Source organism: Actinomadura darangshiensis, assembly GCF_004349235.1.
In the GTDB taxonomy this organism is placed as follows: Bacteria; Actinomycetota; Actinomycetes; order Streptosporangiales; family Streptosporangiaceae; genus Spirillospora; species Spirillospora darangshiensis.
This window is the reverse complement of record NZ_SMKY01000074.1, coordinates 1-24,225: the sequence shown is the minus strand read 5'-3', so window position 1 is coordinate 24,225 and position 24,225 is coordinate 1. Positions and strand designations below refer to the sequence as shown.

Below are 24,225 nucleotides of genomic sequence, written 5' to 3'. Positions count from 1 at the left end.
CCTCAGAGCCCGAGCAGTCCGGGTGTCTGCGCGAGGGCGCGCCAGTGCGCGCCCGGGTCGGGGACGAGCCGCCGCTCCGCCAGGTCCATGAGCCCGCCGAGGCTGGTGATCTCGGCGGCCAGGGCGCCGTCCGCCCGCCGCAGCTCCTGCCGCATCCGGAAGGTCTTGCCTTCGCCCCAGTCGAACGCGCACGTGATGTCGACGTCGTCGCCCGCGTGCAGCTCGCGGTGGTAGCGGATGGTGTTCTCCAGGGTGACGGGCCCGACGCCGGTGGCGATCAGCTCGTCCACGGAGATGCCGGCGGCGCGCAGGCACTCCCAGCGGGCGTGGTCGCCGTACTGGTGGTAGACGGCGCCGTTGAGGTGGCCCTGGGTGTCCAGTTCGTAGCCGCGGACGGTGATCCGCACTGTGAAGGTCTCCGTCACGGTTCCTCCCCTTCGTCGTGTCCGGCCAGCCATTCGCGGGACTTGGCAGTCAGGTAGCGCAGCCCGTCGTCGCCTATGTCGATCCAGTCGCCGCGCGTCCAGCCGCCGGTCGTCTGCGGCGCGAAGCCGTGCCGCCTGAACAGGGCGGACGCCTCGTTCTTGCGGAGCCCCCGGTCGCCCCAGTCGCGGATGACGCGGGCCGTCCGCTCCAGCTCCCCGGGCTCGTCCGGGCCGTCGAGGGCCGCGGCCAGCTCCTCCAGCCCGCGCGCGATGAGCCGCAGGCCCGCCTGCACCCGGGCACGGTCGATCGGTTCGTCCACGCCGCCAATCGTATAGCGATCGCTGTCAATCGCCAAGCGATGAGGAGGCGGTCAGTTCCGCGCCGACGCGCAGCGTCCCGAGGAAGCGGGGGACGCCGAGGCGGCCGAACATGATCTCGCGGTCGCCCGCCCAGCGCCCGGTGCGGTAGCGGGCGAGGGCGCGGAGCGGTTCGGGGGAGCGGCCGGCCGTGACCTGGTCGGTGTTGATGATGACGCAGCGGCCGCACGGCTTGATGAGCTCGATCTCCACCCGGTCGCCGCGCAGCCGGGTGACGGTGTCCTCGCCGTAGGGGCCGAGGCCGCGCAGGACGATGTTGGGACGGAAACGGGCCATCGGAAGTCGGACGTCCACCCGCCGGTTCAGATCGTCCAGCGACTCGGCGGACAGCACCGAGACGGGGTATCCGTCGGCGTAGGTCAGCGTCCCGCCGCCGCGCTTGGTGGGACGCGTCCCGGTGAAGCGGACGAGGCGGCAGGGGCGCCCGAGGACGTCCGAGAACCACTCGGCGGCCTCGTCGCCCTGGTCGATGCCCTGGCAGGGACGGTGGTGCACGGTCACGTCGAGGGCCGGGCCGTCCACCGCCTCCAGCACGAGGGGCGACGCCGCGAGCGTCGTGTGGACGGTGAGCTTCACGCCGTCGAAGTCCGGTCGCAGCAGCGCGAGTTCGGGGATCTCCCGCTGCGACAGGTGGCGGCCATCCGGGCGGACGAGCATGAACTCCCGGTCGTGCCGGAGCCCGTTCGGCGTGAGTTCGGCCTTGGTCAGCGGGACGGCCCCCGCGCTCTTGATCGGGAAGACGTTCAGCCCCGCGACGACGGTGATCATGCGACGGACGTTACGGACCGGTCCCGGCGGTGACCAGGGATCCGGGCGGTACCTGACACCGATTCGTCAGCTTGGAGCGGGAGCGGGCCGCGGGAGCACGCCCACCCCGGTCGTGTCCCGCGGCCCCGTTCCAGCGGGTGCTGCGTTAAGTGATTATCCCTGTTCCCGTCCGTGCGCACGAATCGGCGGAATGAGTTTTGACTCACAATGTGACCTGCGCTTCTCCGCGCTGTTCGGCCGGCCGGCGGCGGCGCGCGGCGTCGATCCGCGCCCGGGCCGCCGCCTCGCCCGCGCGGAGCGTCGGACGGGGTCCGCGCGGGGCGGCCGAAGCACGGCCGCCGCATTTCGGCGGCCACGGAAAAGGAATACGCGGATTGGACCGGTGCGAACGGCCCGCACGGGGGCCGTCCTCAATCGGCCGCCTTTCCCGGGCAACCCGCGGTCCGCCGGGCCCGTCGCGGACCCGCCCGGTAGGTTCGGGGGATGCGGGTCGAACTTCTCACCGTCGGCGACGAACTCCTCCTCGGCGACACGGTCAACGGCAACGCGGCGTGGCTCGGGCGCCGCCTCGCCGACCACGGCGTCGAGGTCACCCGCAGCGTCGTCGTCGGCGACGAGGTGGACGTGATCGTCGCCGCGGTGACGTCCGCGCTCGACCGGGCCGACGCGGTCATCACCACCGGCGGGCTCGGCCCCACCTACGACGACGTGACCCGCGACGCGCTCGCCGAGGCGGCCGGCGTCGCCCTCGTCCGCGACGCGGAGCTGGAGCGGCGGCTGCGCGAGCGGGTCGCCAAGGCCGGCCGCGAGCTGCAGCCGATGGCGCTGCGCATGGCGGACGTCCCCGCGGGCGCCCGGGTGCTGGCCAACTCCGCGGGCTCGGCGCCCGGCCTGCGCGTCGAGCTGCCCGGCGGGATCGCCTACGCGCTGCCCGGCGTCCCGTTCGAGATGCGCACGATCATGGACGAGGTCGTCCTGCCGGAGCTGGCGGAGATCGCCGGGCTGCCCGCGGTGGCGCGCCGGACGCTGCGCACCGCCCGGATGTGGGAGTCGGTCGTCGCGACCCGGCTCGCCGAGGTCGAGGCGATGGACGGGGTGCGGCTCGCCTACCTGCCCGACCCCGCCGAGGTGAAGATCCGCATCACCGTGGCCGGTCGCGACGCGGCCGCCCGCTTGGCGGGCGTCGAGGCGCGCGTCCGGGAGCTGCTCGGCTCGGCCGTCTACGGGGCCGAGGACGAGTCGCTCGCGCGGGTCGTGCACCGGGCGCTCATCGAGCGCGCGGAGACCGTCGCCACGGCGGAGTCACTCACCGGCGGGCTCATCGGCGCCGAGCTGAGCGGGGCGCCGGGGGCGTCCGCCACGTTCGCGGGCGGGATGGTGGCGTACGCGACCGACGTGAAGCGGCGGCTGCTGGGCGTCCCCGAGGAGCTTCTCGCCGAGCACGGGGCCGTCCACCCGGACGTGGCCGCCGCGATGGCCGCCGGGGTGCGGGACGCGCTCGGCACGACGTACGGCCTCGCCGTGACGGGCGTCGCCGGCCCCGACGCGCAGGACGGGCACCCTGTGGGAACGGTCTATATCGGCCTGTCCGGACCCGGAGGCTCGCACACGGTGGTCAGTCCGAAACTCCCCGTGCCCGGGACCGGGCCCGAGATCCGCGCGGTGATCCGGCGGATGACCGTCGTGCACGCCCTTGAGCTGCTGAGACGCCGTTTGCTCGGACTTGACGTGGAGGGCGAGAGCGGGGAGGCTCGGGCAGACCGGGAAGATCGGGGCTGATTACAGCGTTACGTTCCGAGCGAACACGGAATCAACGGTCTGCCATCGCCACCGTCAGGGCGGGTACGGTGGAACCGGCAGATGGTCCGAACTGAGGGAGGGAGCGAGACGATGGTCCTGCTTCGCCAGCTGCTCGGTGACGTACTGCGGCAGCTGCGGCTGCGCCAGGGACGCACCCTCCGTGAGGTGTCCGCGGCCGCGCGGGTGTCACTCGGCTACCTGTCCGAGGTCGAACGGGGGCAGAAAGAGGCCTCTTCGGAGTTGCTGTCCTCGATCTGCAAGGCCCTCGGCGTACCGCTGTCGCACGTCCTGAGGGAAGTCGCGGATCAACTGGCGCTCGCCGAGCTGCAGCACGAGCCCGTCATGGCGGGCGCGCCCGAGCACGAGCGGATCACCACCGAGAGCATTCCGGAGACCCCGGAGGAGATCACCGGCGAACTCCGCCCGGACATGGTCGCCGCCTGACCGTCTCCCGGTGCGTTCATGCCCTACCGCGGGGCCGCGGGTGTGCGCGGCCTCACGCATGAACGCGGCATTTCCGGGGATCGTTCCGTGTTGTACAGAGCAACCGTAACGACGCGGAAGGAGCCCGACCATGGCGGCGATCAAGAGCCCGCTCACCGATGCGGCCCTGAAGGTCACCGGGGACGCCTTGCAGGGTGCCCTCGTCGACCTGATCGATCTTTCCCTGCTGGCCAAGCAGGCCCACTGGAACCTCACCGGGCGCAACTTCAAGGTCGTGCACGAGCACCTGGACGAGGTCGTCACCCTCGCCCGCGGCGGCCAGGACGATGTCGCCGAGCGGGCCGTGGCGATCGGCGTGAACCCCGACGGACGTGCCCGCACGGTCGCCGACCGCACCGCGATCCAGCAGCTTGAGGCCGGCTACCTCGACGACGACAAGGTCGTCGCCGCCGTCACCGACATCCTGGCGCAGATCATCGGGCGGTTCCGCGAGCGCATCGCCGCGACCGACGAGCCCGACCAGGTCACGCAGGACCTGCTCATCGGCATCACGGCCGAGCTTGAGAAGCAGCACTGGATGTTCCAGGCGCAGACCTGACGGACGCCACCGGGCCCCGCTCCGGCCCTCCCGGCGGACCCGACCGCGACATAAGGCCCCGGCACGCCGATTCCGGCGGGCCGGGGCCTTTTTGCGCGTTCCGCCACCCGCCCGGCGCGCCATGTGATGATCATGAGGAATGCGCCTTCTTCGCACAGCCGCGGCCGCCGGCGCCGCGATGCTCGCCCTGGCCGCCTGCGACTCCGGCGACGGGGAGCGGCGCTGCACGGCGATCGGGTCGATGCCCGGGCTGAGCGTGGTCGTCCCCGACGGCTCCCGGGTCGCGTCGGCGTCCCTGCGGGTGTGCTGGGGAGGGGCGTGCCAGGACCCCCGGATCGAGCTCACGCCGACCTCGAAGACCGTCTCGGACGGCTGCGAAGGCGACGATCCGGACGACGTCTGCGGCGCGCACGCCGTTCCCGACGGGGGCAAGTCCGGCTTCGCCCGGGTCGGAGATCTGCCGAAGACACCCGTCCAGGTCACCCTGAAGCTGCGCGACGCAGCCGGGCGGAACTACTTCAGCAAGAGCCTCGACGTCACCCCGAGGGCCACGTTCCCGAACGGCCCGCACTGCGGTGAGGGCGACCCGCAGGCCGTGCTGACCGTGGCGAACGGCCAGGTGACGGTCCGCTGATCAGGCGGGCTGGCAGCGCGGGCACCAGAACGCGGTGCGCTCTCCGGCGTCGGACCGCTGGTCCGCGCGCTCGATCCGGGTTCCGCAGCGCCGGCAGGGGCGCCCGGCCCGCCCGTACACCCAGTGCTCCCGGCCGCGGGCCAGCTCACCGGTGGTGATGTGGCCGTGCCGCTCCTTGTTGACGTCCAGGAGGCGGTGAGACAGCTCCACGAGGGCGGGCAGGTCGGGGACGTCCCGCACGGCGGTCCACGGGTGCACACCGCGCAGGAAGAGGGTCTCGGCCTTGTAGACGTTGCCGATCCCGGCGAGGCGGGTCTGGTCGAGCAGGGCCTCGCCGATCGCGCGTCCGGGCTCCGCGGCCAGCCGCGTGGCGCACTCGGCGGCCATCTCCGGCCCCCAGGCCGGGTCGAGCAGGTCCGGCCCGAGATGCCCGACGGCCTTGTCCTCCTCGGCGGTACGGAGCAGTTCGACGACGCCGAGCGAGTAGCCGACCGCCAGCCATTCGGCGTTGGCCAGCACGAGCCGCACCCGGTGGTCGCGCGGGGGCGCTCCGCTGCGGGCACCGGCCCGGCGGATCTGCCAGCGGCCTTCCATCATCAGATGCGTGTGGACGGTGAGCCCGCCCTCCACCCGGACGAGCAGATGCTTCCCCCGCGACACGGCCTCCAGGACCGTGCGTCCGCGCAGGTCGGCGGTGGCCAGCCGCGGGACGCGGAAGTCGGAGCGCGTCAGCACCCGCCCGGCCAGCGCCTCGCGCAGCCGCCGGGCGGTCAGCCAGACGACATCGCCCTCCGGCACCGGATCAGATGAGGGAGGGGCTTTCCCAGGCGGCCGGGTCCTCGGTCAGCTTGCGGACCGGCCCGGGCAGCTCCCCGGCGGCGATGTGCGCGAGCGTGACCTGCTCCAGGATCGAGCGCTCGCTGGCGCGCAGCGCGATCCACACCTCCTGCAGCGACCGCGCCGGCCCCTCGTACCCGACGTGCTCGGGACGCTCGCCGCGGACGCCGAGCAGCGGCCCGTCGATGGCGCGGATGATGTCGGCCAGCGAGATCCGCTCGGCCGGGCGCGCCAGCCAGTAGCCGCCCTCCGGTCCCCGCTGGCTGCGGACGAGCCCGGACCGGCGCAGCTGGCCGAGGATGTTCTCCAGGAATTTGGGCGGGATCTGCTGCGCCTCGGCGAGCTGGACGGCGGTCACCGGGTGACTCCCGGCGACCGAAAGCTCGGCGGCGGCGCGCAACGCGTAGTCGACCCTGGCGGACAATCGCATACGGCCATTATCCCTTGTCGATCGGACCACTCGGGTTGCGCACCGGCACATTGACGTGGCACGCCCGCCGGAACCGGGCGTTTTCGTCCGGCGGGCGTGCCACGGGCCGGTGCCCGCGTCAGGCGGCGGAGGTGAGGCCGAGCAGCTCGGCCGCGGCCTGCGCGTTGGCCGCGGCGGCGCCGTAGGTGGCCAGGTAGACGGCCGCCCCGGGGCGCCAGACGGGCAGGCCCATCTCCACGACGACGGTGTCGGGACGGGCCGTCAGCAGCGCCGTGGTGAGGGCGCGCTGCGCGGCGTGCCGGTGCGCGTCCCGCAGGACGACGATCAGCCCGCGTCCCTTGGCACGATCCAGGACGCGGTCCGCCGCCCCGTCCGCGCCGTCCGACCGGACGGCGTCGGGCGCCCACGGGTGCAGTCCCCACGGCGTCGGGCCGACCGCGATGTTGCCGCTGGACTCCGTCTCGACCACCAGCGGCGCCGCGGCCCAGCCTGGGAGCGCTCCCGTGACCTGGAGAGCGCGCCGCGCGGCCTCCAGCCCGGCGGCCCGGTCGACGACGGCGGGGCTGTTCCCGGCGAGCCACGCGCGCAGCCGGGCGGTGCGCTCGGCGGCGTCCGCCAGCCGGGTGACGGGCAGCCGCCCGGTCCGCACGGCCTCGTCGACGGCCGCGAGCGTCGCCTCCACGGTCTCGGAGTGCTCGTGCGGGCCGAGGCACAGCAGGTCGGCGCCCGCGATGAGGGCCCGCACGGACGCCTCCGGGATGCCGATCGCGCCGCTCGCGCCCTCCATGTCGAGCGCGTCGGTGACGATCACCCCCGGGTAGCCGAGGTGCTCGCGGAGCAGCCCGGTGATCGCCTCCGGGGACAGCGTGGCGGGCGTGCCGCGGGTGATCGAGGGCAGGTTGAGGTGCCCGGTCATCACCGCGCGGGTGCCGGCCCTGATCGCCGCCCGGAACGGGACCAGCTCGCGGCGGTCCAGCAGGTCCAGGTCGGCGTCGACGATCGGGACCCCCAGGTGGGAGTCCTCCACGGTCGCGCCGTGGCCGGGGAAGTGCTTCGCGCAGGCCGCGACGCCCGCCTCCTGCGTGCCGGTGACGGACGCGGCGGCGTGCCGCGCGACCAGCTCGGGGTCGGGGCCGAACGAGCGGGTGCCGATGACGGGGTTGTCGTCGGCGGTGTTGACGTCCACCGAGGGGGCGAAGTTGAAGTTGACGCCGACCTCGGCCAGCTCGGCGGCCAGCGACCGGTAGATCCGCCGGGTCAGCTCCGGGTCGTCCACGGCGCCGAGCGCGGCGTTGCCCGGGTAGGGGCTGCCGGTCGCGTGCCCGCCGAGCCGGGTGACGTCGCCGCCCTCCTCGTCGATCGTGACGAACGGGTCGCCCGCCTTGCGCATCTGCGCGGTGAGCGCGGCCAGCGACTCCGGGCTGGGGACGTTCCCGGTGAGGGCGAACAGCGTGACGCCGCCGAGGCCGAGCTCCAGCTCGTCCAGCAGCCAGCGCGGCGCGCTCGCCCCGGTGAACGACGGCAGCAGCGTACCGCGCGCCAGCCGGGCGATCTCCGCCGTGGTCGCGATGTCGTCGGTCGTCACCCCTTCACCGCCCCGGCGGTGAGGCCGGACACCATGCGGCGCTGGACCAGCAGGAAGAAGACGATGACGGGAATGGTGAGCAGCGTGGACGCTGCCATGATGGGCCCCCAGGCGTTGCCGCTGCGGCCGAAGAAGAACTGCAGCATGATCGGCAGGGTGTACTTGTTCTGGTCGTCCAGGAACGTGAACGCGAAGATGAACTCGTTCCAGGCGGTGATGAAGGAGAAGATGCTGGTCGCGACCAGTCCGGGCGCGACGAGCGGGAGCATGACCCGGAAGAACGTCCGGATGGGGCCCGCGCCGTCGATGGCGGCGGCCTCCTCCAGCTCGCGCGGCACCGCGGCGACGAACCCGCGCAGCATCCAGATGGCGAACGGCACCGCGAAGCCGATGTAGACGATCGCGAGGCCGGACAGGCTGTTCAGCAGCTCGAGCTGCTTCAGGTCGACGAACAGCGGGATGACCAGCGCCTCCAGCGGGACCATCTGCACCACCAGCAGCATGATCAGGAACGTGGTGCGGAACCGGAATCGGAACCGGGCGACGGCCACGGCCGCCATCAGCGCCAGCAGGGCCGAGGCCAGCACGGTGACGATCGCGAGGATCGCGCTGTTGCGGAAGTACTCCCAGAAGGAGACCTCGGCGATGCCGCCGTTCAGCACCAGGTCGAAGTGGTCCAGCGTCGGGTGCGAGGGGAACGGCTTCGGCGTGGTGCTGAAGATCTCGTTGTTGGGCTTGAACGCGGTGGACGCCATCCAGAAGACGGGGAAGACCGCGAGCGCGAAGACGAGCAGGCCCGTCCCGTTCAGCAGGATCCGGCGCCGCAGTGAGGTTCTCATTTCGTCTCCCCCTGCCGGACCATGACCCGCACGTACAGGGCGGTGACGATGAGCAGGATGATCGTCAGCACGAGCGCGATCGCCGAGCCCATGCCGAGCTTCGGATTCAGTGAGCCGAACGCCTCGGAGTAGCCGTACAGCGACAGGTTGAACGAGTCGCGGTTGGCCATCCCGGACATGATGAACAGCTGCGTGAAGACCTTGAAGTCCCAGATGATCGACATGACGACCAGCACCAGGAAGATCGGCTTGAGCATCGGGTAGGTGAGGCTCCAGAACGTCCGCCACGGGCCGGAGCCGTCCACCCGGGCGGCCTCGTACAGCTCGCCCGGGACGCTCTTCAGCCCGGCGAGCACCGACACGGCGACGAACGGGCAGGCCTGCCAGACGACGCACACGGTGAGGACGGTGTAGGTGGACAGCGGCGTGGCGAACCAGTTGTAGTCGCTCCAGCCGCCGCCGACGAGGAAGTCGGGCAGCAGGTCCAGGCACCAGTTGACGAGGCCGCCGGTGGTGCCGAACAGCCAGCTGAAGATGATCGCCGCGGTGACCGGCGGGGTCGCCCAGGCGACCATCACGCCGCCGGCGACGAAGCCGGACATCCGCTTGCCGAGCCGGTGGAGCAGCAGGCCCACCAGGGTGCCGACGACCAGGGTGAGGCTCACCGCGACGACGGCGAACAGCACGGTGTGCCGGAGGGTCTGCCAGAAGAACGGGTCGTTGAGGATCTTGTCGAAGTTCTCGGTCCCCACCGACTCGGCCGGCTCGCCGCGCAGCTGGCGGTTGCCGACCTTCTGGAACGACATGATCCCGATCTGGATCATCGGCCAGAACATCAGGACGGCGATCACGAGCACGGTCGGCGCGATCAGCAGGTAGGGCCCGAGGCGGGGCCGGCGGCGGGGCCGCGCCCGGCCGGAGGACTTCCGGCCGGGCGCTTTCCGCACCGCGGGAGCGGTGTCGAGCATGGACGTTCCGATCAGCCGATGACTACGGGTTCAGCAGCGTGTTGGCCTGCTCGTTCGCCTTCTTCATCTCCTCCTCGGCGGACTTGCCCTGCATGATCGCCTTGACCGCGTTCGGCAGCACCTTCTTGGCCTGCTCGAACTCGCCCCAGCCGGAGCTGATCGGCGGGAACTTCGTGTTGCCGGCGATCGAGGTGAAGATCTCCAGCTTGGGGTCGGAGAACTTCACGTCCGAGCGCATCGAGGAGAAGCCGCTGTAGTCCGCCCACGCCTTGGCGTTCTTGGCGTTGTTCAGCACGGTGATGTAGTCGAAGGCCGCGCCCTTGGCCTTGCTGTCGTTCCAGACCGCGATGTCGGAGCCGCCCGCCATGACCGGGGCGCTGCCGCCGGTCTTGCCCGGGATCGGGAAGACGGCCCACTTGTCGGCGTTCTTCTTGGAGACCTTCGTCATCTCCTTCAGCGCCCAGCTGCCGTCGATGTACATGCCGAGCTTGCCGAGCGCGAAGTCGCGCTGCGGGCCCTGCAGCTCGTCCTTGCCGATGTACTTCTCGGGCGCGACCTTCTCGGTGCTGACGAGGCCGGCGTAGTACTTGACCGCCTCGATCGCCGGCGGCTGGTCGAGCTGCCCCTTCCAGCCGTCGCTGCCGTCGGAGACGGCGACCTCGCCGCCGTTGCCCCAGATGAAGCTGAGCAGCGCGTTGGTCTGGTCGCTCGGGATGCCGATGCCGGGCACCTTCTTGGAGTCCTGCACCTTCTTGGCCGCGGCGGTCAGGTCGGCCCAGGTCTTCGGCTGCTGGATGCCGAGCTCCTGGAACCAGTCCGTCCGGTACCAGACGCCGCGGACGCCGCCGTACCACGGCACCGCGTAGGTCTTGCCGTCCGCGGTGTCGTTGCCGAGCGCGGTCTTGTTGAGCGTCTTGCCGTCCGCCCAGCCCTTGAACTCGTCGCTGATGTCGGCCAGGCTTCCCTGCTCGATGTGCGACTGGACGTCGGTGTTGCCCAGCTCGGTGACGTCGGGACCCTGGCCGCCGGCGGCGGCCTTCTGGAACGTGGTCGCGACCTGGGCCCACGGCACGTACTTGATCTGGACGTCGGTGCTCGGGTGCTTCTGCTTGAACTCCGTCTCGACGCCGTCGAGGAACTTCGTCTGCTCCGGCGTCCCGTCGCCCATCATCCAGACCTTGAGCTGCGCCGGGTCCTTGCCGCCGCCGCCCGCGTCGTCCTTCTTGTCGCCGCCGCAGGCCGTGGCGGCCAGGGCGATCGCGGCCGCCGTGGCCGCAATCTTGATGTACTTCACTGGGGATCCTTTCCGGCATCGCCTCGCGCGGCCTTGTGGCCTGCGGTGCGGGTGGGGACGGCACGGACCCTTTAGGGTCTCAAGCCATGCCCCTCTCGCGTTCGCATCGCTCGCGGGCGCCCTGCTCGCCAGTCCGCGCTCTGCGCACGCCCCCGGCCCGGGGTACCGGACCGGTCGGCGCTTGGGCGTAAACTAACAAGAAACTTTCCTAAACAAAACTGCTCGTTAGCGGATTGAGACATCAGGGGTGCCAGCATGGCAAGACGCCCGGGAACGCCGAGGCTGCTGCGTGAGCTCAACGACCGCGCGGCGCTGGACCTGCTCGTCGAGCAGGGCCCGCTGACCCGCGCCCAGATCGGCGAGCACACCGGGCTGTCCAAGGTGACCGCGTCCCAGTTGCTGTCCAGGCTGGAGGACCGCGGGCTCGTCTCCGTGGTCGGCGAGCAGGCCGGCGGGCGGGGGCCGAACGCCGCACTCTATGCGGTCGTCCCGTCCAGCGCCTACGTCGCCGGACTGGAGGTGGGGCCGGACGGGGTCACCGCGGGCGTCGCGGACATCACCGGGCACATCGCCGCCCAGGTCACCGTGGACCCGAACGGCGCCGACGATCCCGTGAAGATGGTGCACAGCGCCGTCACCAAGGCGTGTCGCTCGGCCAAGGTCGCGGTGTCGCGGCTGAGCGCGTTCGTCATCGGGACCCCCGGTGTCGTCGACCCGGACTCCGGCGACGTCAAGTTCTCCTTCGACCTGCCCGCCTGGCACGAGGGCGTCCTGGCCGCGCTGCGGACCGACCTGCGCCGCCCCGTGACCATCGAGAACGACGTCAACCTCGCCGCCATCGCCGAACGGGCGTACGGGTCGGCGCGCGACGCCGACGACTTCGCGCTCATGTGGCTCGACCGCGGCATGGGCCTGTCGGTGATGCTCGGCGGCCGGCTGCACCGCGGCCGGTGGGGCGGCGCCGGGGAGATCGGCTACCTGCCCGTGCCCGGCGCGCCGCTGCCGCTCGGCGCCGCCCGCCGCGGCCCGGAGGACGAGGGCGTGACCGAGTCCGACACCTGGGGCACGCCCACCCTCGCGGGCGGCTACGGGGCCCTGGTCGGCGCGGACGCGGTCCGCGCGCTCGCCCACGAGCACGGCATCGCCGAGCCGACCGCCGTGGACTGCGTCCGGGCGGCCGCCGCCGACGAGGATCGCGGCGGCGCGTTCCTGGACGAGCTCGCCAACCGCATCTCCTACGGCGTGACCTCGGTCAACATCGTCCTGGACCCGGGGCTGGTGGTGCTGTCGGGACGGCTCGGCCGGGCCGGCGGGCTGCCCCTCGCCGCCCGCATCGAGGAGACCGTCGGACGGATCAGCCCGACCCGCCCCGCCGTCGCCGTGACCGGGGTGACGGGCAACCACGTCCTGCGCGGCGCCCTGTACGCGGCGCTGGAGCAGGCCCGCGACGACGTCTTCTCCGCCCCCGCCGGGTCCTAGCACGAGCGAGCGCCCCCGCCGAGCCGGCGGAGGCGCTCGATTCGCTGTCCGGAACGTTCCCTACTTGGCGGTCGCCGCCGCGACGGCGACCTCCTTGTGGCGCCGAGGATCGTTCAGGGCGCGGTCGATGACGGTCTGGCTGATGATCTGACGCTTCCGCCGGAGCGCGGCGGCCTTGCGTGCCGTAGGTGTCATGGCGAAACCCCGTTCCGCGGTGACGCTTTCCCCTTGGCCACCGCAAACCCCGTGATGTCCTCATGCTCTCAAACCACGGGGCGGGTGGGATCCGTCCGAGGAATGAAATCGAGGTCAGACCAACAGCGGACACGCCGCGGGCGTCCCTGCTACTCGGCGCTGGGATCATGGAAGGACGCAGTCTCGTATCCGCCCGTTGGGGGGAAACCGTGAACGACGAACCGAGGGGACGCCATGGCGCTGCGTGAGCGGCTGCGGCGCCTCGTGCAGAAGCCGGGGAGCGTCGATCTGGCGCCGTTCCGCGCCCTGGTCGAGGACGCGGGTACGCGCGAGTCCCGCGTCCGGGAGCTGCCGGACGGCGAGCTGACCGCCGCCGCCTCCGTCCTCCGCGAGGAGGAGGACCTGGCGGAGCTGTGCGCGCTCGGCCGGGAGGCCGCGCGCCGGACGCTGGGGGAGCGGCCCTTCGACGTCCAGCTCGTCGGGACGCTCGCGCTGCTGTCCGGGCACGTCGCGGAGATGGCCACCGGTGAGGGCAAGACCCTGGCGGGGGCCCTGGCCGCGGCCGGTCACGCGCTGCGCGGGCGCCGCGTGCACGTCATGTCGGTGAACGACTACCTGGCGCGGCGCGACGCCGAGTGGATGGAGCCGCTGTACGCCATGCTCGGGGTGTCGGTCGGATGGGTCGGGCAGTCGTCCACGCCCGCCGAGCGCCGGGCCGCGTACGCCGCCGACGTCACGTACGCGCCGGTCAGCGAGGTCGGCTTCGACCTGCTCAGGGACCGGCTCGCCACCGGCGCCGCCGACCTCGTGCTGCCCGAGCCGTCCGTCGCGCTGGTCGACGAGGCCGACTCGGTGCTGGTGGACGAGGCCATGGTCCCGCTCGTCCTCGCGGGCGCCGCCGACCTCGACGCCGCCGACCCGCAGTACGCCGACCTCGTCCGGCGGCTGCGGCCCGGCCTGCACTACGCCACCGACGACGAGGCGCGCAACGTCCAGCTGACGTCCGCCGGGTCGCGCGAGGTGGAGCGCGTCCTCGGGCTCGACCTCTACGCGCCGGAGAACCTCGGGGCGCTCACCGCGGTGAACGTGGCGCTGCACGCCGAGGTCCTGCTGCACCGGGACGTGGACTACATCGTCCGGGACGGCGCGGTGAAGCTGATCAGCGAGTCGCGCGGCCGGGTCGCGCTGCTGCAGCGCTGGCCGGACGGGCTGCAGGCGGCGGTCGAGGCGAAGGAGGCGCTGGCCGCGTCCCCGAGCGGCGAGATCCTCGACTCGATCACCGTGCAGGAGCTGATCGGGCGCTATCGCGTGCGGTGCGGCATGACCGGCACGGCGATGGCGGTCGCGGGCCAGCTCACCGAGTTCTACGCGCTGCGGATCGCCGTCGTCCCGCCGAACAGGCCGTGCGTCCGCGACGACCGGCCCGACCGGCTCTACGCGACCGCCGCCGACAAGGAGGTCGCGATCGTCGAGGAGATCGCCGCCGCGCACGCCGCTGGGCGGCCGGTCCTGGTCGGGACTGGCGACGTCGCCGAGTCCGAGCGGCTCGCCCGGCGGCTCGCCCGCGCCGGGCTCGACCGCGTCGTCCTCAACGCCAAGAACGACGCCGAGGAGGCCGCGATCATCGCCGAGGCCGGGGCCCACGGCGCGATCACCGTCTCCACGCAGATGGCCGGGCGCGGAACCGACATCCGGCTCGGCGGCAGCCCGTCCGCCCCGCCGGGCACGGCGCCCGCCGAGACCGGGGGCACCGACCACGACCGGGTGGCGCAGGCCGGCGGGCTGCTGGTGATCGGCACCGGCCGCTACCACAGCAGCCGCCTGGACGACCAGCTCAGGGGCCGTGCCGGGCGCCAGGGCGACCCCGGCGGCTCGGTGTTCTTCACCAGCCTGCAGGACGACCTGGTCACCCGGTACGCGCCGGACGAGGCGGACCCGGAGGGCAGGCCCAGGGGCTCCGCCGGCGACGAGGGGCTCGTCACCGACAAGGGCGCGCACTGGGTCGTCGGGCACGCCCAGCGCGTCGCCGAGGGCGTCGATCTCGAACTGCACCGCAACACGTGGCGGTACAACCACCTGATCGGGCTGCAGCGCCGCGAGCTGCTCGCCGAGCGGGACGCGGTCCTGAACGGCGGCGCCGCCGACCGGGCCATGGCGTCCGGCGCGGCGGAGCGGCACGCCGAGCTCACGAAGACCGCGGGCGCGGAGGCCGTGGCGGACGCCGCGCGGCAGATCGTCCTGTTCCAGCTCGACCGGTGCTGGGCCGAGCACCTCGCCTACCTCGCCGACCTGCGCGAGGGCATCCACCTGCGGTCGCTCGGCCGGGGCCTCGACCCGCTGATCGAGTTCAACCGGGAGGCCGTCCCGGCGGGCAAGCGGCTGCTCGGCGACGCGCGGAAGCGGTCCGTGGCCTCCTTCGAGGCGCTGACGGCGTCGGAGGACGGGATCGACCTCGACTCGGCCGGGCTGAAGCGCCCGTCCGCGACGTGGACCTACCTCGTCCACGACAACCCGTTCGGGTCCCTGGACGAGCGGGCCCTGCGCGGCCTGATCAACGTGTTCAAGGGCCGCCGGCGCTGAGCGCCCGGGGGAGGAGCGCGCCGGCGGCGGCGCGGGCCTTCGCGGCGGCGTCGCGGATGCCGCCCACGCTGAACGCCACGACCGCGCCCTCGTGCAGGATGAGGAGCTGGTCGGCCAGCGTGCCGTCGTCCACCAGGTCCGCGTAGAGGGCCCTCACCCATGCCTTCTGCTTGGCGGCGACCTGGTGGACCGGGTGGGCCGGGTCGGGCAGTTCGGCGCAGGCGTTCACCATGGAGCAGCCGCGCCCCGACTCGGTGGCCAGCCACTCCCCGAGGGCGTCGAACGTGGCGAGCACGCGCTCGCGGGGGCCGGTGACCTCGGCGATCCGGCCGGTCATGAAGTCGCGCCAGCGTTCGTCGCGGGCGTCCAGGTAGGCCAGGATCAGCGCGTCCTTGGAACCGAACCGGTCGTAGACGGTCTTCTTGGTGACCCCGGCCTCGGCGGCGATCAGCTCCATGCCGACGGAGCCGACGCCGCGCTCGTAGAACAGCTCGCTCGCGACCCGCAGCACCCGCCGGCCGGCGGGCGTCAGCGGACGGTCCTGGACGGGCATCACGGTCTCCTTCCGCGGCGGTAGACCGCAAGTATACATACCGGTATAGGTAGTCTGTAGCTATACCGGTATGTATACCTCGGGAGGGAACGTGCGGATCCGCCATCGGGACGGCCTGCTGGGCGCCGCGTTCGTCGTGACGTGGAGCTCCGGCTTCATCGGCGCGGAGCTCGGCACCCGGGCCGCGCCCGCGAGCTCCCTGCTGGCCTGGCGGTTCATCATCGGCGCGGCCGCGCTCGGCGGGTGGCTGGCCTGGCGGAGACGCCGCATCCCGCCACGCGACCTCGCCCTGCACATCCTCATCGGGACACTGGGCCAGGTCGGCTACCTCTACGGCGTCTTCCTCGCCGCCGAGCACGGCGTCGTCGAGGGGATCAACAGCCTCATCACCGCGCTCCAGCCGCTCGTCGCGGTCACGCTCGCCGTGCCCGTGCTGGGGGAGACGATCAGCCGCCGGCAGTTCGCCGGATTCGCCGCCGGGCTCGGCGGGGTCGCGCTCGTCGTCGGCGGCGACCTGAACGGCGGCGCGCCCGCATGGGCGTACTCGCTGCCGCTGGCCGCGATGCTCTCCCTCGTCGGGGCGACGCTGCTCGAACGGCGGACCCGGCCCGCGGTGGACCTTCCCGAGGCGCTCGCTGTTCAAGCGGGCATCAGCGCGGTGCTGTTCTCGGGGATCGCCGGCGTGGACGGCTCCCTCGTCCCGCCTGGCGACCCCGTGTTCTGGACGGCCATCGCCATCCTGGTCCTGCTCGCGATGTTCGGCGGATACGGCCTGTACTGGGTCAACGTGCGGCGGACCGGAGTCGCGCGTGTGTCCGCGCTGCTGTACCTGACCCCGCCGACCACGATGCTTTGGGGCTGGGTGATGTTCGGCAGCACGCTCACCTGGACATCACTGCTGGGCGTCGCGGTCTGCGCGGCCGCCGTGACCGTGGCCCTCCGCTCGCCGGGAGGTCAGGAGCGCAGGCGCAGCCCGCGGGGAGTCGGATGGAAGCCGGCCGACTTCAGCGCGGCGGCCAGCGGGGAGTCGTTGATCGCCTCGCCGTCGGCGCGTTCGACGGTCAGCTTGCCGAGTGCCCCCTCACGGACGGCCAACGCGAGCGCGTCGACGGCCGGTTGCAGGAAGTCCGGGTCGTCGTCCCAGGTGAGCAGCGTGCGGCCGCCGCGTTCGACGTAGAGGACGAGATGCCCCTCGACCAGCACGACCAGGGCGCCGGCCTTGCGGCCCGGTTTGTGGCCGCTGGCCGCCTCGTCGTCGCGTACGCGCCAGGGCAGGGCGGCGCCGTACGGATTGGCGGGGTCGGCGGCCGCCAGCACCAGAGCGCGGACGCCGGGTTTCTGCGGCGTCTCCCAGAGCGCGGAGATGTCGTCCGGCGCCGAAGCCGCCGGGCGCAGCGCGCGGAGCCGGTCGACGGCCCCGGGCAACGCGAACTGGGCGGCGCCCAAGCCCTCGACGAAGTAGCCGCGCCTGCACCGCCCGGTCTCCTCGAACGCGCGCAGCACCGGGTACACGGCGGAGAACCCGCCCGGGGTGCGTTCGGCGGCGACGGCGCCGCGTATGACGATGCCGTACCGCTCCAAGAGCGACTCGGCGAGCGCGTGCGAACGCAGGGTCGCGGTGGACTCGCGTCCGGGGAGCGGCCACCAGCGTCCGGCGACCGTGGGCGGACCCGTCCGGGACGGCAGGACGGGACGGCCCCGGCGCGTCGTCCTGGAGCGGTGCGTCGGACGGCCGGACCCGAGCGCGGCCCGCAGCGGGGCCATCGTGTCGTTGGTGAGATGCCCGGACCAGACGAGGTCCCACACGGCGGTGACCAGGTCGGCGTCAGCGGCGGTGACGTGCTGGTTCACGCGGTCGGACAGCGTCCGGAAGAACAACGCGCCGCCGTCGCCGAGCGCGTCGAGGACGGCCTCGTGCGCAGGGGTGAGCGTGATCTCGGCGGGTTCCGGCATGAGGAGGGGCGCCGTGTCGGCCAGGTACAGCGCCACCCAGCCGTCGCCGCCCGGCAGCCCGCCCTGGCCCGCCCACACGACCTCGCCCGCGGACGTCAGCTCGTCCAGCATGGCGGGGCTGTAGCCGGGCACCCGCGACGGCAGGATCAGCGTCTCCAGCGCCGAGGCGGGCACGGCCGACCCCTGCAACTGCTCGATCGCCTGGACGAGCGCGTCGATGCCCCGCAGCCGCGACCCGCCTGAGATCCCGTGCCAGATCGGCAGGAAGCGGCCGAGCGCCTCCGGCGGGGACGGCTCCACCTCGGCGCGCAGCCGCGCCAGGGAGCGGCGCCGCAGCGTCCGCAGCACGCCGGCGTCGCACCATTCGGTCGTCAGCGGGCCCGCCACCGCCTCGACCGGCAGGAACTCGCCCTCGACGACCCGGCCCGCACCCGCCAGCCGCCGCAGCGTCTCGGCGACCACGGCCGAGCCCAGCCCGAACCGCGCGGCCGGCTCGCCCACCCGGAACGGCCCGTGCGTGCGCGCGTAGCGGGAGACCAGGTCGCCGAGCGGGTCGTCGACGGGTTCGAGGAACGCCTCCGGGACGCCCACGGGAAGCGGCGCGCCGAGCGCGTCCCGCAGCCGCCCGGCGTCCTCGATCGCGGCCCAGCGCTCCTCTCCGGCGACCCGCACCCGGATCGCCCGCCGCGTCGCCTCCAGCTCCGCCAGCCACCGCGAGACGTCCACCAGCGCCGCGGCGGGGACCGGGGCCTCGGCGTCACCGCCCGGATCGGGCGCCCCCGCGCCGTTGTCCAAGTGGTCGCCACCGGAGCCCGGCACTTCCGCGCCGCCGGGGTCCGCGGAGGCGGGGAGGGTGCGCTCGGCCGCCTCCGCCGTGGTCAGGGGGCCGAGGGTGCGCAGGAGGTCGGCGACGCCCTCCATGTCGCGGGCCCGGCGGTCGGCGGCGAGGCGCTGGAGTTCGCGCTCGGTCTCGGCGACGGCGTCCGGGTCGAGGAGCTCGCGCAGGTCGGCCTGGCCCAGCAGCTCGGCCAGCAGCGCCGAGTCGAGCGCGAGGGCCTGGGCGCGGCGCTCGGCGAGGGGCGAGTCGCCCTCGTACATGAACGCGCCGACGTAGCGGAACAGCAGGGAGCGCGCGTAGGGGGACGGCTCGGGCGTCTCCACCTCGACCATGCGGACCTTGCGTCCCGACATGTCGCGCATGAGCTGCACCAGGCCGGGGACGTCGAATACGTCCTGCAGGCACTCGCGCATCGTCTCCAGCACGATGGGGAACGACGGGTACTTGCTCGCGACGCCCAGGAGCTGCGCGGCGCGCTGGCGTTGCTGCCACAGGGGCATGCGCTTGTCGGGACGGCGGCGGGGGAGCAGCAGCGAACGCGCCGCGCACTCGCGGAACCTGGCCGCGAACAGCGCCGACCCGCCCAGCTCGTCGACGACGATGCGCTCGATGTCGTCGGCGTCGAAGAGGGCGAGGTCGACGCCGGGCGGCTCGTCCATGTCGGGGATGCGGATGACGATGCCGTCATCGGCGTGCATGGCCTGCCCGTCGACGCCGTACCGCTCGCGCAGACGGCCCGCGATGGCGAGCGCCCAGGGTGCGTGCACGCGCGCGCCCAGCGGGGAGTGGACGACCATGCGCCAGTCACCGAGTTCGTCGCGGAAGCGTTCGACGACCATCGTGCGGTCGTCGGGCAGGTGGCCGGTGGACTCCCGTTGCTCGGCCAGGTAGGAGACCAGGTTGGCGGCGGCCCATTCGTCCAGGCCGGCGGTGGTGACGCGTTCCTGCGCCTGTTCGGCGGGCAGCCCCGCCAGTTCGCGGGTGAACGAGCCGAGCGCGCGGCCCAGTTCGGCGGGACGGCCCAGAGTGTCGCCGTGCCAGAACGGCAGCTTGCCTGGCTGGCCCGGCGCGGGCGAGACGAGGACGCGGTCGGGGGTGATGTCCTCGATGCGCCATGAGCTGGCGCCGAGGACGAACACGTCGCCGACGCGCGACTCGTAGACCATCTCCTCGTCGAGTTCCCCCACGCGCGATGACTTTTCGCCTACGAGGAACACGCCGAACATGCCGCGGTCTGGGATCGTCCCGCCACTCGTCACTGCGAGGCGCTGTGCTCCCGGACGGTCGCGCAGGACGCCGGTGACGCGGTCCCAGACGAGGCGGGGACGCAGCTCGCCGAACTCGTCACTGGGGTAGCGCCCGGCGAGCATGTCGAGGGACGCCTCCAGCGCCGTGCGGGGAAGCGTGGCGTAGGGAGCGGCGCGCTTGACGAGGGATTCGAGGTCGTCGACCGTCCACTCGTCCATGGAGACCATCGCGACGATCTGCTGCGCGAGGACGTCGAGGGGATTGCGCGGATAGCGCAGCTCCTCGATCTCGCCGCCGCGCATGCGTTCGGCCACCACCGCCGTCTGCACGAGGTCGCCGCGGTACTTGGGGAAGATGACGCCCTTCGACACGGCGCCGACCTGGTGGCCGGCGCGTCCCACCCGCTGGAGGCCGTTGGCGACGGACGGGGGCGACTCCACCTGGACGACCAGATCGACCGCGCCCATGTCGATGCCCAGTTCCAGGCTGGACGTCGCCACCACGGCCGGGAGCCGCCCTTCCTTCAGGGCGTTCTCGATGCCCGCCCGCTCTTCCTTGGAGACCGAGCCATGGTGCGCTCTGGCGATTTCCAGGGGCGCCCCTCTGGCGGCGCCCGCCTGGGCCATCGTCTCGGCGGGGGAGTGGTCCTCGGGCAGGGGGTCGCCTGTCGCGCGCTCATAGGCGAGCTCGTTCAGGCGTCCGCACAGTCTTTCGGCGAGCCGCCGGGAGTTGGCGAACACGAGCGTCGAACGGTGCGCCTGGATGAGGTCGAGCAGGCGGTCTTCGACATGCGGCCAGATGCTGCGCTGGCGCGGGTCGGGCTCCCCTGAGTTGTCGACGAACTGGCCGACCTCGCCCATGTCCTCCACCGGGACGACGATGTCGAGGTCGAAGACCTTGTCGGAACGCGGCTGGACGACCACGGCGTTTCTCGTCCCGCCCAGGAACGCCGCCACTTCGTCCGCTGGGCGGACCGTCGCCGACAGGCCGATCCGCTGGGCGGGACGCTCCAGCAGCGCGTCCAGCCGTTCGAGGGAGAGCGCCAGATGGGCACCGCGCTTGGTGCCCGCCACGGCGTGCACCTCGTCGACGATGACCGTCTCCACCCCGCGCAGCGACTCGCGCGCCCGCGAGGTCAGGATCAGGAACAGCGACTCCGGCGTCGTGATGAGGATGTCGGGCGGCTTGACGGCCAGCCGGCGGCGCTCGTCGGCCGGGGTGTCGCCCGACCGCATCCCGACCCGGACGCCCGGTTCGGGCAGGTCGAGGCGCCGCGCCGCCTGGCGGATGCCGGTCAGCGGGGCGCGCAGGTTGCGCTCGACGTCGACGGCGAGCGCCTTCAGCGGCGACACGTACAGGACGCGGCAGCGGTGCAGCGGCTCTTCGGGGACCGCCTCGGTGGCGAGCCTGTCGAGCGACCACAGGAAGGCCGCGAGGGTCTTGCCGGACCCGGTCGGCGCGACGACGAGCGTGTTGTCGCCGCCGGCGATCGACTCCCAGGCCCCGGCCTGGGCGGGCGTGGGCGCGGCGAAGGCCCCGGTGAACCAGGCTCGGGTCGCCGGGGAGAAACGTTCGAGCACGTCACCGCCCATGGCGCCATACTGCCTCAGGCGTCCGACAAAACGGTGGCGAGTGGCGTGCGTCACCTTGTAAGCAAGCGCTTGTACGGGCAAGGTCTACGGGTAGGCCACTCTCCGCCAAGGAGCCTCGATGCCCTACGTCCTCCTCGCCCTCGGGATCCTGTTCGCTCTGGCCGCGGGCAACGCGCACGCTCCCCGGCGCAGCGCCGTCCTGCTGGCGCCGAGCTTCTTCTGGGGCTGGCTGACGATCGAGATGGCGCCGCACGTGCTCGTCACCTGGGCCGCCGCCACCGCGCTCGTCGCCGGCTTCGGTGGACTGGACGGCTGGGCGGGCTGGACAGGGCTCGTCCTGGCGATCCTCGGCATGGCGGGGGTCGCGGCCACCCTCGTCGCGTCCCGCCGTACGGTCGTCACCCTGCGAGACAGCGGCGCGCCACTCGACCTGGACCCCGAAGGCGCTCCCGCGTATCCGCTCGCGCACCTGATCGTTCCGCAGCTGTGCCTGATCCCGCGCAAGGGGGTGCGGGTCGAACGCAACATCGTGTACCGGCAGGACGGCCGGCTGCGCCTGAAGCTGGACGTCTTCCATGCCGCCGGTGAACGCTCGGGCGAGGGGCTGCGGCCGGGGCTGATGCAGATCCACGGCGGCGCGTGGGTCATCGGCGACAAACGCGAGCAAGGGCTGCCGCTGCTCAACCACATGGCCCTCCAGGGATGGGTCGGCTTCAACGTCAACTACCGCCTCAGCCCCCGCGCCACCTGGCCGGAGCACCTGATCGACCTGAAGCACTTCCTCGCCTGGTACAAGGAGCACGCCGAGGAGTACGGCGCCGACCCCGGCTTCCTCTGCGTGACGGGCGGTTCGGCAGGCGGCCACCTCACCGCGATGGTGGCGCTGACCGCGAACGTGCCGGAGTTCCAGCCGGGCTTCGAGGACGCCGACACCCGCGTGCAGGGGGCCGTCCCGTTCTACGGCGTCTACAACTTCTTCGAGGCCGGCCCCTGGCCTCGCCCCATGGGCACCACACACCTCATGGAGCGGATGGTGGTCAAGCAGCCCTTCGCGGACAACCAGGAGGCGTACGCCAGGGCGTCCCCTGTCACGTACCTCCGCGAGGACGCGCCGCCCTTCTTCGTCATCCATGGAAGCCGCGACTCCCTCATCCCCGTGGCGGAGGCACGCCGCTTCGTCGAATGCCTACGGGACGTCTCCTCGTCGCCCGTCCTCTACGCGGAGATGAAGGGCGCCCAGCACGCGTTCGACGTCTTCCCCTCCTACCGGACGGCCCGCGTCATCGAGGGCGTCGAGCGCTACCTGACGGGCCTGCACCGCCAGTACCGCCAGGGCGGCCCACAGGAGGTCCCAGACGAGATCAAGCGGTCCTGGGGAGAACGCTCTGTCGGATAGCGTGGGCGTGTGCGGCTCACAGTTTTCTGGGATCGAATGAATCAGCAGTTCGGCGAGCGATACGCCCAGAGTGTGGCCAGGGACCACGTCATGGCCCAACTGGGCGGTCGCACCATCGAGCAGGCCCTCGCCGACGGCGAATCCGCCAAGAGGGTCTGGCAGGCCGTCGTCGCCACCTTCGACGTCCCGTCAACGCTGCAGTAGGCGCGTCCTGCAACGGGCCTACAACGGCCTACAGCGGGATGCGGTGCGGGACGAACGATGACGTGTCGTCCGTGATGAGCCCGGACGTCTCCCGGATGCCGATCCCCGCCGCGCCGTCGTTCACCACCCATGCGCCCAGGACGGGATGCTCGCCGTCGAAGTCGGGCAGCGCGCAGAACTCCTGGAAGACGAACCCCTCCGCGCCGTAGTCGCCCTGGGTCCGCTGCTCACTGCCGTCGGGCGTGACGATGCGCATGCTCGCGCCCTCCCGTCCGAGCAGCGGCTTCTGCACGTAGGACGTCAGGTTCGACGGATTGTTGAGGTAGGTGGGCAGCAGATTGGGGTGCCCTGGGAACAGCTCCCAGAGCAGGACGAGGAGCGCCTTGTTGGACAGCACCATCTTCCAGATCGGCTCGATCCAGGACGTGGGCGTCCCCGGGATGTTGCGCCCGAACGGCTCCGCGACGATCCACTCCCAGGGGTAGAGCTTGCAGAACGTCCGGATCTCCCGCTCGTCGAGGTCGACGAACCGTCCGCGCGCCGGGTCCCAGCCGATGTCCTCCATGGCGATCGCCACGCCCGGCAGGCCCGCCTCCTCGGCGGTCTCCTGCATGTAGGCGATCGTCATGACCTCCTCGCCGGTCTCGTCACCGCTCGTCCAAGCGAAGTGGACGGGCCCGCCGTCCACGTTGGGGACGATCTCCTTCCAGCGGGCCACGAGCCGCTCGTGAAGGGAGTTCCACTGGTCGTCCCCAGGGTGGGTGTCCTGCAGCCAGTACCACTGGACGACGGCGCTCTCCACGAGGGCGGTCGGCGTATCCGCGTTGTACTCCAGGAGCTTCGCGGGCCCACGGCCGTCGTAACGCAGATCGAACCGCCCGTACAGGTGCGGGTCGCCGCGACGCCACGACTCCTCGATCAGAGGCGCGACCCAGTCGGGGATGCCGAGGACGTGATAGCGGCCGGTGGACACGACGTGCTCCACCACGTCCAGGCACATGCGGTGCAGTTCTTCGACGACCCCTTCCAGGGCCAGGACCTCGTCCATCTCGAAGACGTAGTGCACGGACTCGTCCCAGTAGGGGCGCGTCAGATGCTCGGGGTGCGCCGTGCGGTGGAAGGCCAGGCCATGCGCCTCGACCCGCTCCGCCCAGCCGTCGCGGGGCGTCGAAGGGACTCTGCGCACC

The 24,225-nt window shown here is 72.4% G+C and carries 21 protein-coding genes and 1 pseudogene; 9 read left to right on the top strand and 13 right to left on the bottom strand.

Translation table 11 applies throughout. From position 1 onward, the window contains the following. Positions 1-2: 2 nt before the first annotated feature. From E1293_RS18145 to E1293_RS18135, 3 genes are read right to left on the bottom strand one after another with little or no spacing between them, the layout of a single operon-like run. A complete protein-coding gene (locus E1293_RS18145; RefSeq protein WP_132198598.1) occupies positions 3-425 on the bottom strand; it encodes an acyl-CoA thioesterase in 423 nt (140 codons plus the stop codon). Continuing rightward, a complete protein-coding gene (locus E1293_RS18140; RefSeq protein ID WP_132198597.1) occupies positions 422-745 on the bottom strand; it encodes a hypothetical protein in 324 nt (107 codons plus the stop codon). Before E1293_RS18140 ends, E1293_RS18145 begins: the two co-directional genes overlap by 4 nt. A 25-nt stretch (positions 746-770) precedes the next feature. After that, positions 771-1,571 (bottom strand): MOSC domain-containing protein, encoded by an 801-nt coding sequence (locus tag E1293_RS18135; protein WP_165978268.1) that lies wholly within the window; start codon positions 1,569-1,571, stop codon positions 771-773. A gap of 483 nt (positions 1,572-2,054) precedes the next feature. On the opposite strand from E1293_RS18135, the gene E1293_RS18130 reads away from it, so the two are divergent. The 4 genes from E1293_RS18130 (at position 2,055) to E1293_RS18115 (ending at position 5,047) form a co-directional block, all read left to right on the top strand. Further along, a complete protein-coding gene (locus tag E1293_RS18130; protein WP_132198596.1) occupies positions 2,055-3,350 on the top strand; it encodes a CinA family nicotinamide mononucleotide deamidase-related protein in 1,296 nt (431 codons plus the stop codon). Between the two features lie 111 nt (positions 3,351-3,461). Further along, positions 3,462-3,815, top strand: a complete 354-nt coding sequence (locus E1293_RS18125; RefSeq protein ID WP_132198595.1) for a helix-turn-helix domain-containing protein — start codon at positions 3,462-3,464, stop codon at positions 3,813-3,815. A 130-nt stretch (positions 3,816-3,945) separates the two neighbouring features. Beyond that, complete coding sequence (locus E1293_RS18120; RefSeq protein WP_132198594.1) at positions 3,946-4,413, top strand: Dps family protein; 468 nt, start codon at positions 3,946-3,948, stop codon at positions 4,411-4,413. Positions 4,414-4,552: 139 nt separating this feature from the next. Further along, a complete protein-coding gene (locus tag E1293_RS18115; RefSeq protein ID WP_132198593.1) occupies positions 4,553-5,047 on the top strand; it encodes a hypothetical protein in 495 nt (164 codons plus the stop codon). On the opposite strand, the gene E1293_RS18110 is transcribed toward E1293_RS18115, so the two are convergent. The 6 genes from E1293_RS18110 to E1293_RS18085 form a co-directional block, all read right to left on the bottom strand. Continuing rightward, positions 5,048-5,845, bottom strand: a complete 798-nt coding sequence (locus E1293_RS18110; protein WP_132198592.1) for a DNA-formamidopyrimidine glycosylase family protein — start codon at positions 5,843-5,845, stop codon at positions 5,048-5,050. It lies immediately after the preceding gene. Positions 5,846-5,849: 4 nt separating this feature from the next. Then, positions 5,850-6,314, bottom strand: coding sequence for an RrF2 family transcriptional regulator (locus E1293_RS18105; protein WP_132198591.1), 465 nt, complete (start codon positions 6,312-6,314; stop codon positions 5,850-5,852). Positions 6,315-6,432: 118 nt separating this feature from the next. Next, complete coding sequence (locus tag E1293_RS18100) at positions 6,433-7,899, bottom strand: glycoside hydrolase family 3 protein (protein WP_243716304.1); 1,467 nt, start codon at positions 7,897-7,899, stop codon at positions 6,433-6,435. After that, a complete protein-coding gene (locus E1293_RS18095; RefSeq protein WP_132198590.1) occupies positions 7,896-8,738 on the bottom strand; it encodes a carbohydrate ABC transporter permease in 843 nt (280 codons plus the stop codon). The genes E1293_RS18100 and E1293_RS18095 overlap by 4 nt, the downstream gene beginning before the upstream one ends. After that, positions 8,735-9,706 (bottom strand): carbohydrate ABC transporter permease, encoded by a 972-nt coding sequence (locus E1293_RS18090; protein WP_132198589.1) that lies wholly within the window; start codon positions 9,704-9,706, stop codon positions 8,735-8,737. The genes E1293_RS18095 and E1293_RS18090 overlap by 4 nt, the downstream gene beginning before the upstream one ends. A gap of 22 nt (positions 9,707-9,728) precedes the next feature. Then, a complete protein-coding gene (locus E1293_RS18085; protein ID WP_132198588.1) occupies positions 9,729-11,000 on the bottom strand; it encodes an extracellular solute-binding protein in 1,272 nt (423 codons plus the stop codon). Between the two features lie 255 nt (positions 11,001-11,255). Between E1293_RS18085 and E1293_RS18080 the strand changes: the two genes are divergently transcribed. Beyond that, entirely contained in the window at positions 11,256-12,479 is a 1,224-nt protein-coding gene (locus tag E1293_RS18080) for an ROK family transcriptional regulator (RefSeq protein WP_132198587.1), read from the top strand. Between the two features lie 60 nt (positions 12,480-12,539). On the opposite strand, the gene E1293_RS50210 is transcribed toward E1293_RS18080, so the two are convergent. Beyond that, entirely contained in the window at positions 12,540-12,674 is a 135-nt protein-coding gene (locus tag E1293_RS50210; RefSeq protein WP_279473223.1) for a hypothetical protein, read from the bottom strand. A 234-nt stretch (positions 12,675-12,908) separates the two neighbouring features. Here E1293_RS50210 and secA2 point away from each other — a divergent pair, with 234 nt between their 5' ends. Further along, the gene (secA2, locus tag E1293_RS18075) at positions 12,909-15,254 is read left to right on the top strand and encodes an accessory Sec system translocase SecA2 (protein WP_132198586.1); all 2,346 of its coding nucleotides are present in this window, start codon (positions 12,909-12,911) and stop codon (positions 15,252-15,254) included. On the opposite strand, the gene E1293_RS18070 is transcribed toward secA2, so the two are convergent. Next, the gene (locus E1293_RS18070) at positions 15,235-15,807 is read right to left on the bottom strand and encodes a TetR/AcrR family transcriptional regulator (protein WP_132198585.1); all 573 of its coding nucleotides are present in this window, start codon (positions 15,805-15,807) and stop codon (positions 15,235-15,237) included. The genes secA2 and E1293_RS18070 overlap by 20 nt on opposite strands. Before the next feature lie 70 nt (positions 15,808-15,877). On the opposite strand from E1293_RS18070, the pseudogene E1293_RS18065 reads away from it, so the two are divergent. Continuing rightward, positions 15,878-16,684: pseudogene (locus E1293_RS18065) on the top strand (DMT family transporter); the annotation flags it as partial. A 77-nt stretch (positions 16,685-16,761) separates the two neighbouring features. Here the strand turns inward: E1293_RS18065 and E1293_RS18060 are convergent. Beyond that, entirely contained in the window at positions 16,762-21,438 is a 4,677-nt protein-coding gene (locus E1293_RS18060) for an Lhr family helicase (RefSeq protein WP_132198584.1), read from the bottom strand. 118 nt (positions 21,439-21,556) lie between these two features. Here E1293_RS18060 and E1293_RS18055 point away from each other — a divergent pair, with 118 nt between their 5' ends. Next, positions 21,557-22,834, top strand: coding sequence for an alpha/beta hydrolase (locus E1293_RS18055; RefSeq protein ID WP_132198583.1), 1,278 nt, complete (start codon positions 21,557-21,559; stop codon positions 22,832-22,834). Positions 22,835-22,843: 9 nt separating this feature from the next. After that, a complete protein-coding gene (locus tag E1293_RS18050; RefSeq protein ID WP_132198582.1) occupies positions 22,844-23,038 on the top strand; it encodes a DUF3046 domain-containing protein in 195 nt (64 codons plus the stop codon). Positions 23,039-23,066: 28 nt separating this feature from the next. Here E1293_RS18050 and E1293_RS18045 read toward each other — a convergent pair whose 3' ends face one another. Further along, positions 23,067-24,224 (bottom strand): glutathionylspermidine synthase family protein, encoded by a 1,158-nt coding sequence (locus E1293_RS18045; RefSeq protein ID WP_132198581.1) that lies wholly within the window; start codon positions 24,222-24,224, stop codon positions 23,067-23,069. Position 24,225 lies beyond the last annotated feature (1 nt).

Bases quoted from the DNA above. Each gene is read 5' to 3' on its own strand.
- E1293_RS18130 (WP_132198596.1), top strand. From the start codon at position 2,055: ATGCGGGTCGAACTTCTCACCGTCGGCGACGAACTCCTCCTCGGCGAC.
- E1293_RS18095 (WP_132198590.1), bottom strand. From the start codon at position 8,738: ATGAGAACCTCACTGCGGCGCCGGATCCTGCTGAACGGGACGGGCCTG.
- secA2 (WP_132198586.1), top strand. From the start codon at position 12,909: ATGGCGCTGCGTGAGCGGCTGCGGCGCCTCGTGCAGAAGCCGGGGAGC.
- E1293_RS18055 (WP_132198583.1), top strand. From the start codon at position 21,557: ATGCCCTACGTCCTCCTCGCCCTCGGGATCCTGTTCGCTCTGGCCGCG.
- E1293_RS18135 (WP_165978268.1), bottom strand. From the start codon at position 1,571: ATGATCACCGTCGTCGCGGGGCTGAACGTCTTCCCGATCAAGAGCGCG.
- E1293_RS18070 (WP_132198585.1), bottom strand. From the start codon at position 15,807: ATGCCCGTCCAGGACCGTCCGCTGACGCCCGCCGGCCGGCGGGTGCTG.
- E1293_RS18105 (WP_132198591.1), bottom strand. From the start codon at position 6,314: ATGCGATTGTCCGCCAGGGTCGACTACGCGTTGCGCGCCGCCGCCGAG.
- E1293_RS18120 (WP_132198594.1), top strand. From the start codon at position 3,946: ATGGCGGCGATCAAGAGCCCGCTCACCGATGCGGCCCTGAAGGTCACC.
- E1293_RS18125 (WP_132198595.1), top strand. From the start codon at position 3,462: ATGGTCCTGCTTCGCCAGCTGCTCGGTGACGTACTGCGGCAGCTGCGG.
- E1293_RS50210 (WP_279473223.1), bottom strand. From the start codon at position 12,674: ATGACACCTACGGCACGCAAGGCCGCCGCGCTCCGGCGGAAGCGTCAG.
- E1293_RS18090 (WP_132198589.1), bottom strand. From the start codon at position 9,706: ATGCTCGACACCGCTCCCGCGGTGCGGAAAGCGCCCGGCCGGAAGTCC.
- E1293_RS18115 (WP_132198593.1), top strand. From the start codon at position 4,553: ATGCGCCTTCTTCGCACAGCCGCGGCCGCCGGCGCCGCGATGCTCGCC.
- E1293_RS18060 (WP_132198584.1), bottom strand. From the start codon at position 21,438: ATGGGCGGTGACGTGCTCGAACGTTTCTCCCCGGCGACCCGAGCCTGG.
- E1293_RS18080 (WP_132198587.1), top strand. From the start codon at position 11,256: ATGGCAAGACGCCCGGGAACGCCGAGGCTGCTGCGTGAGCTCAACGAC.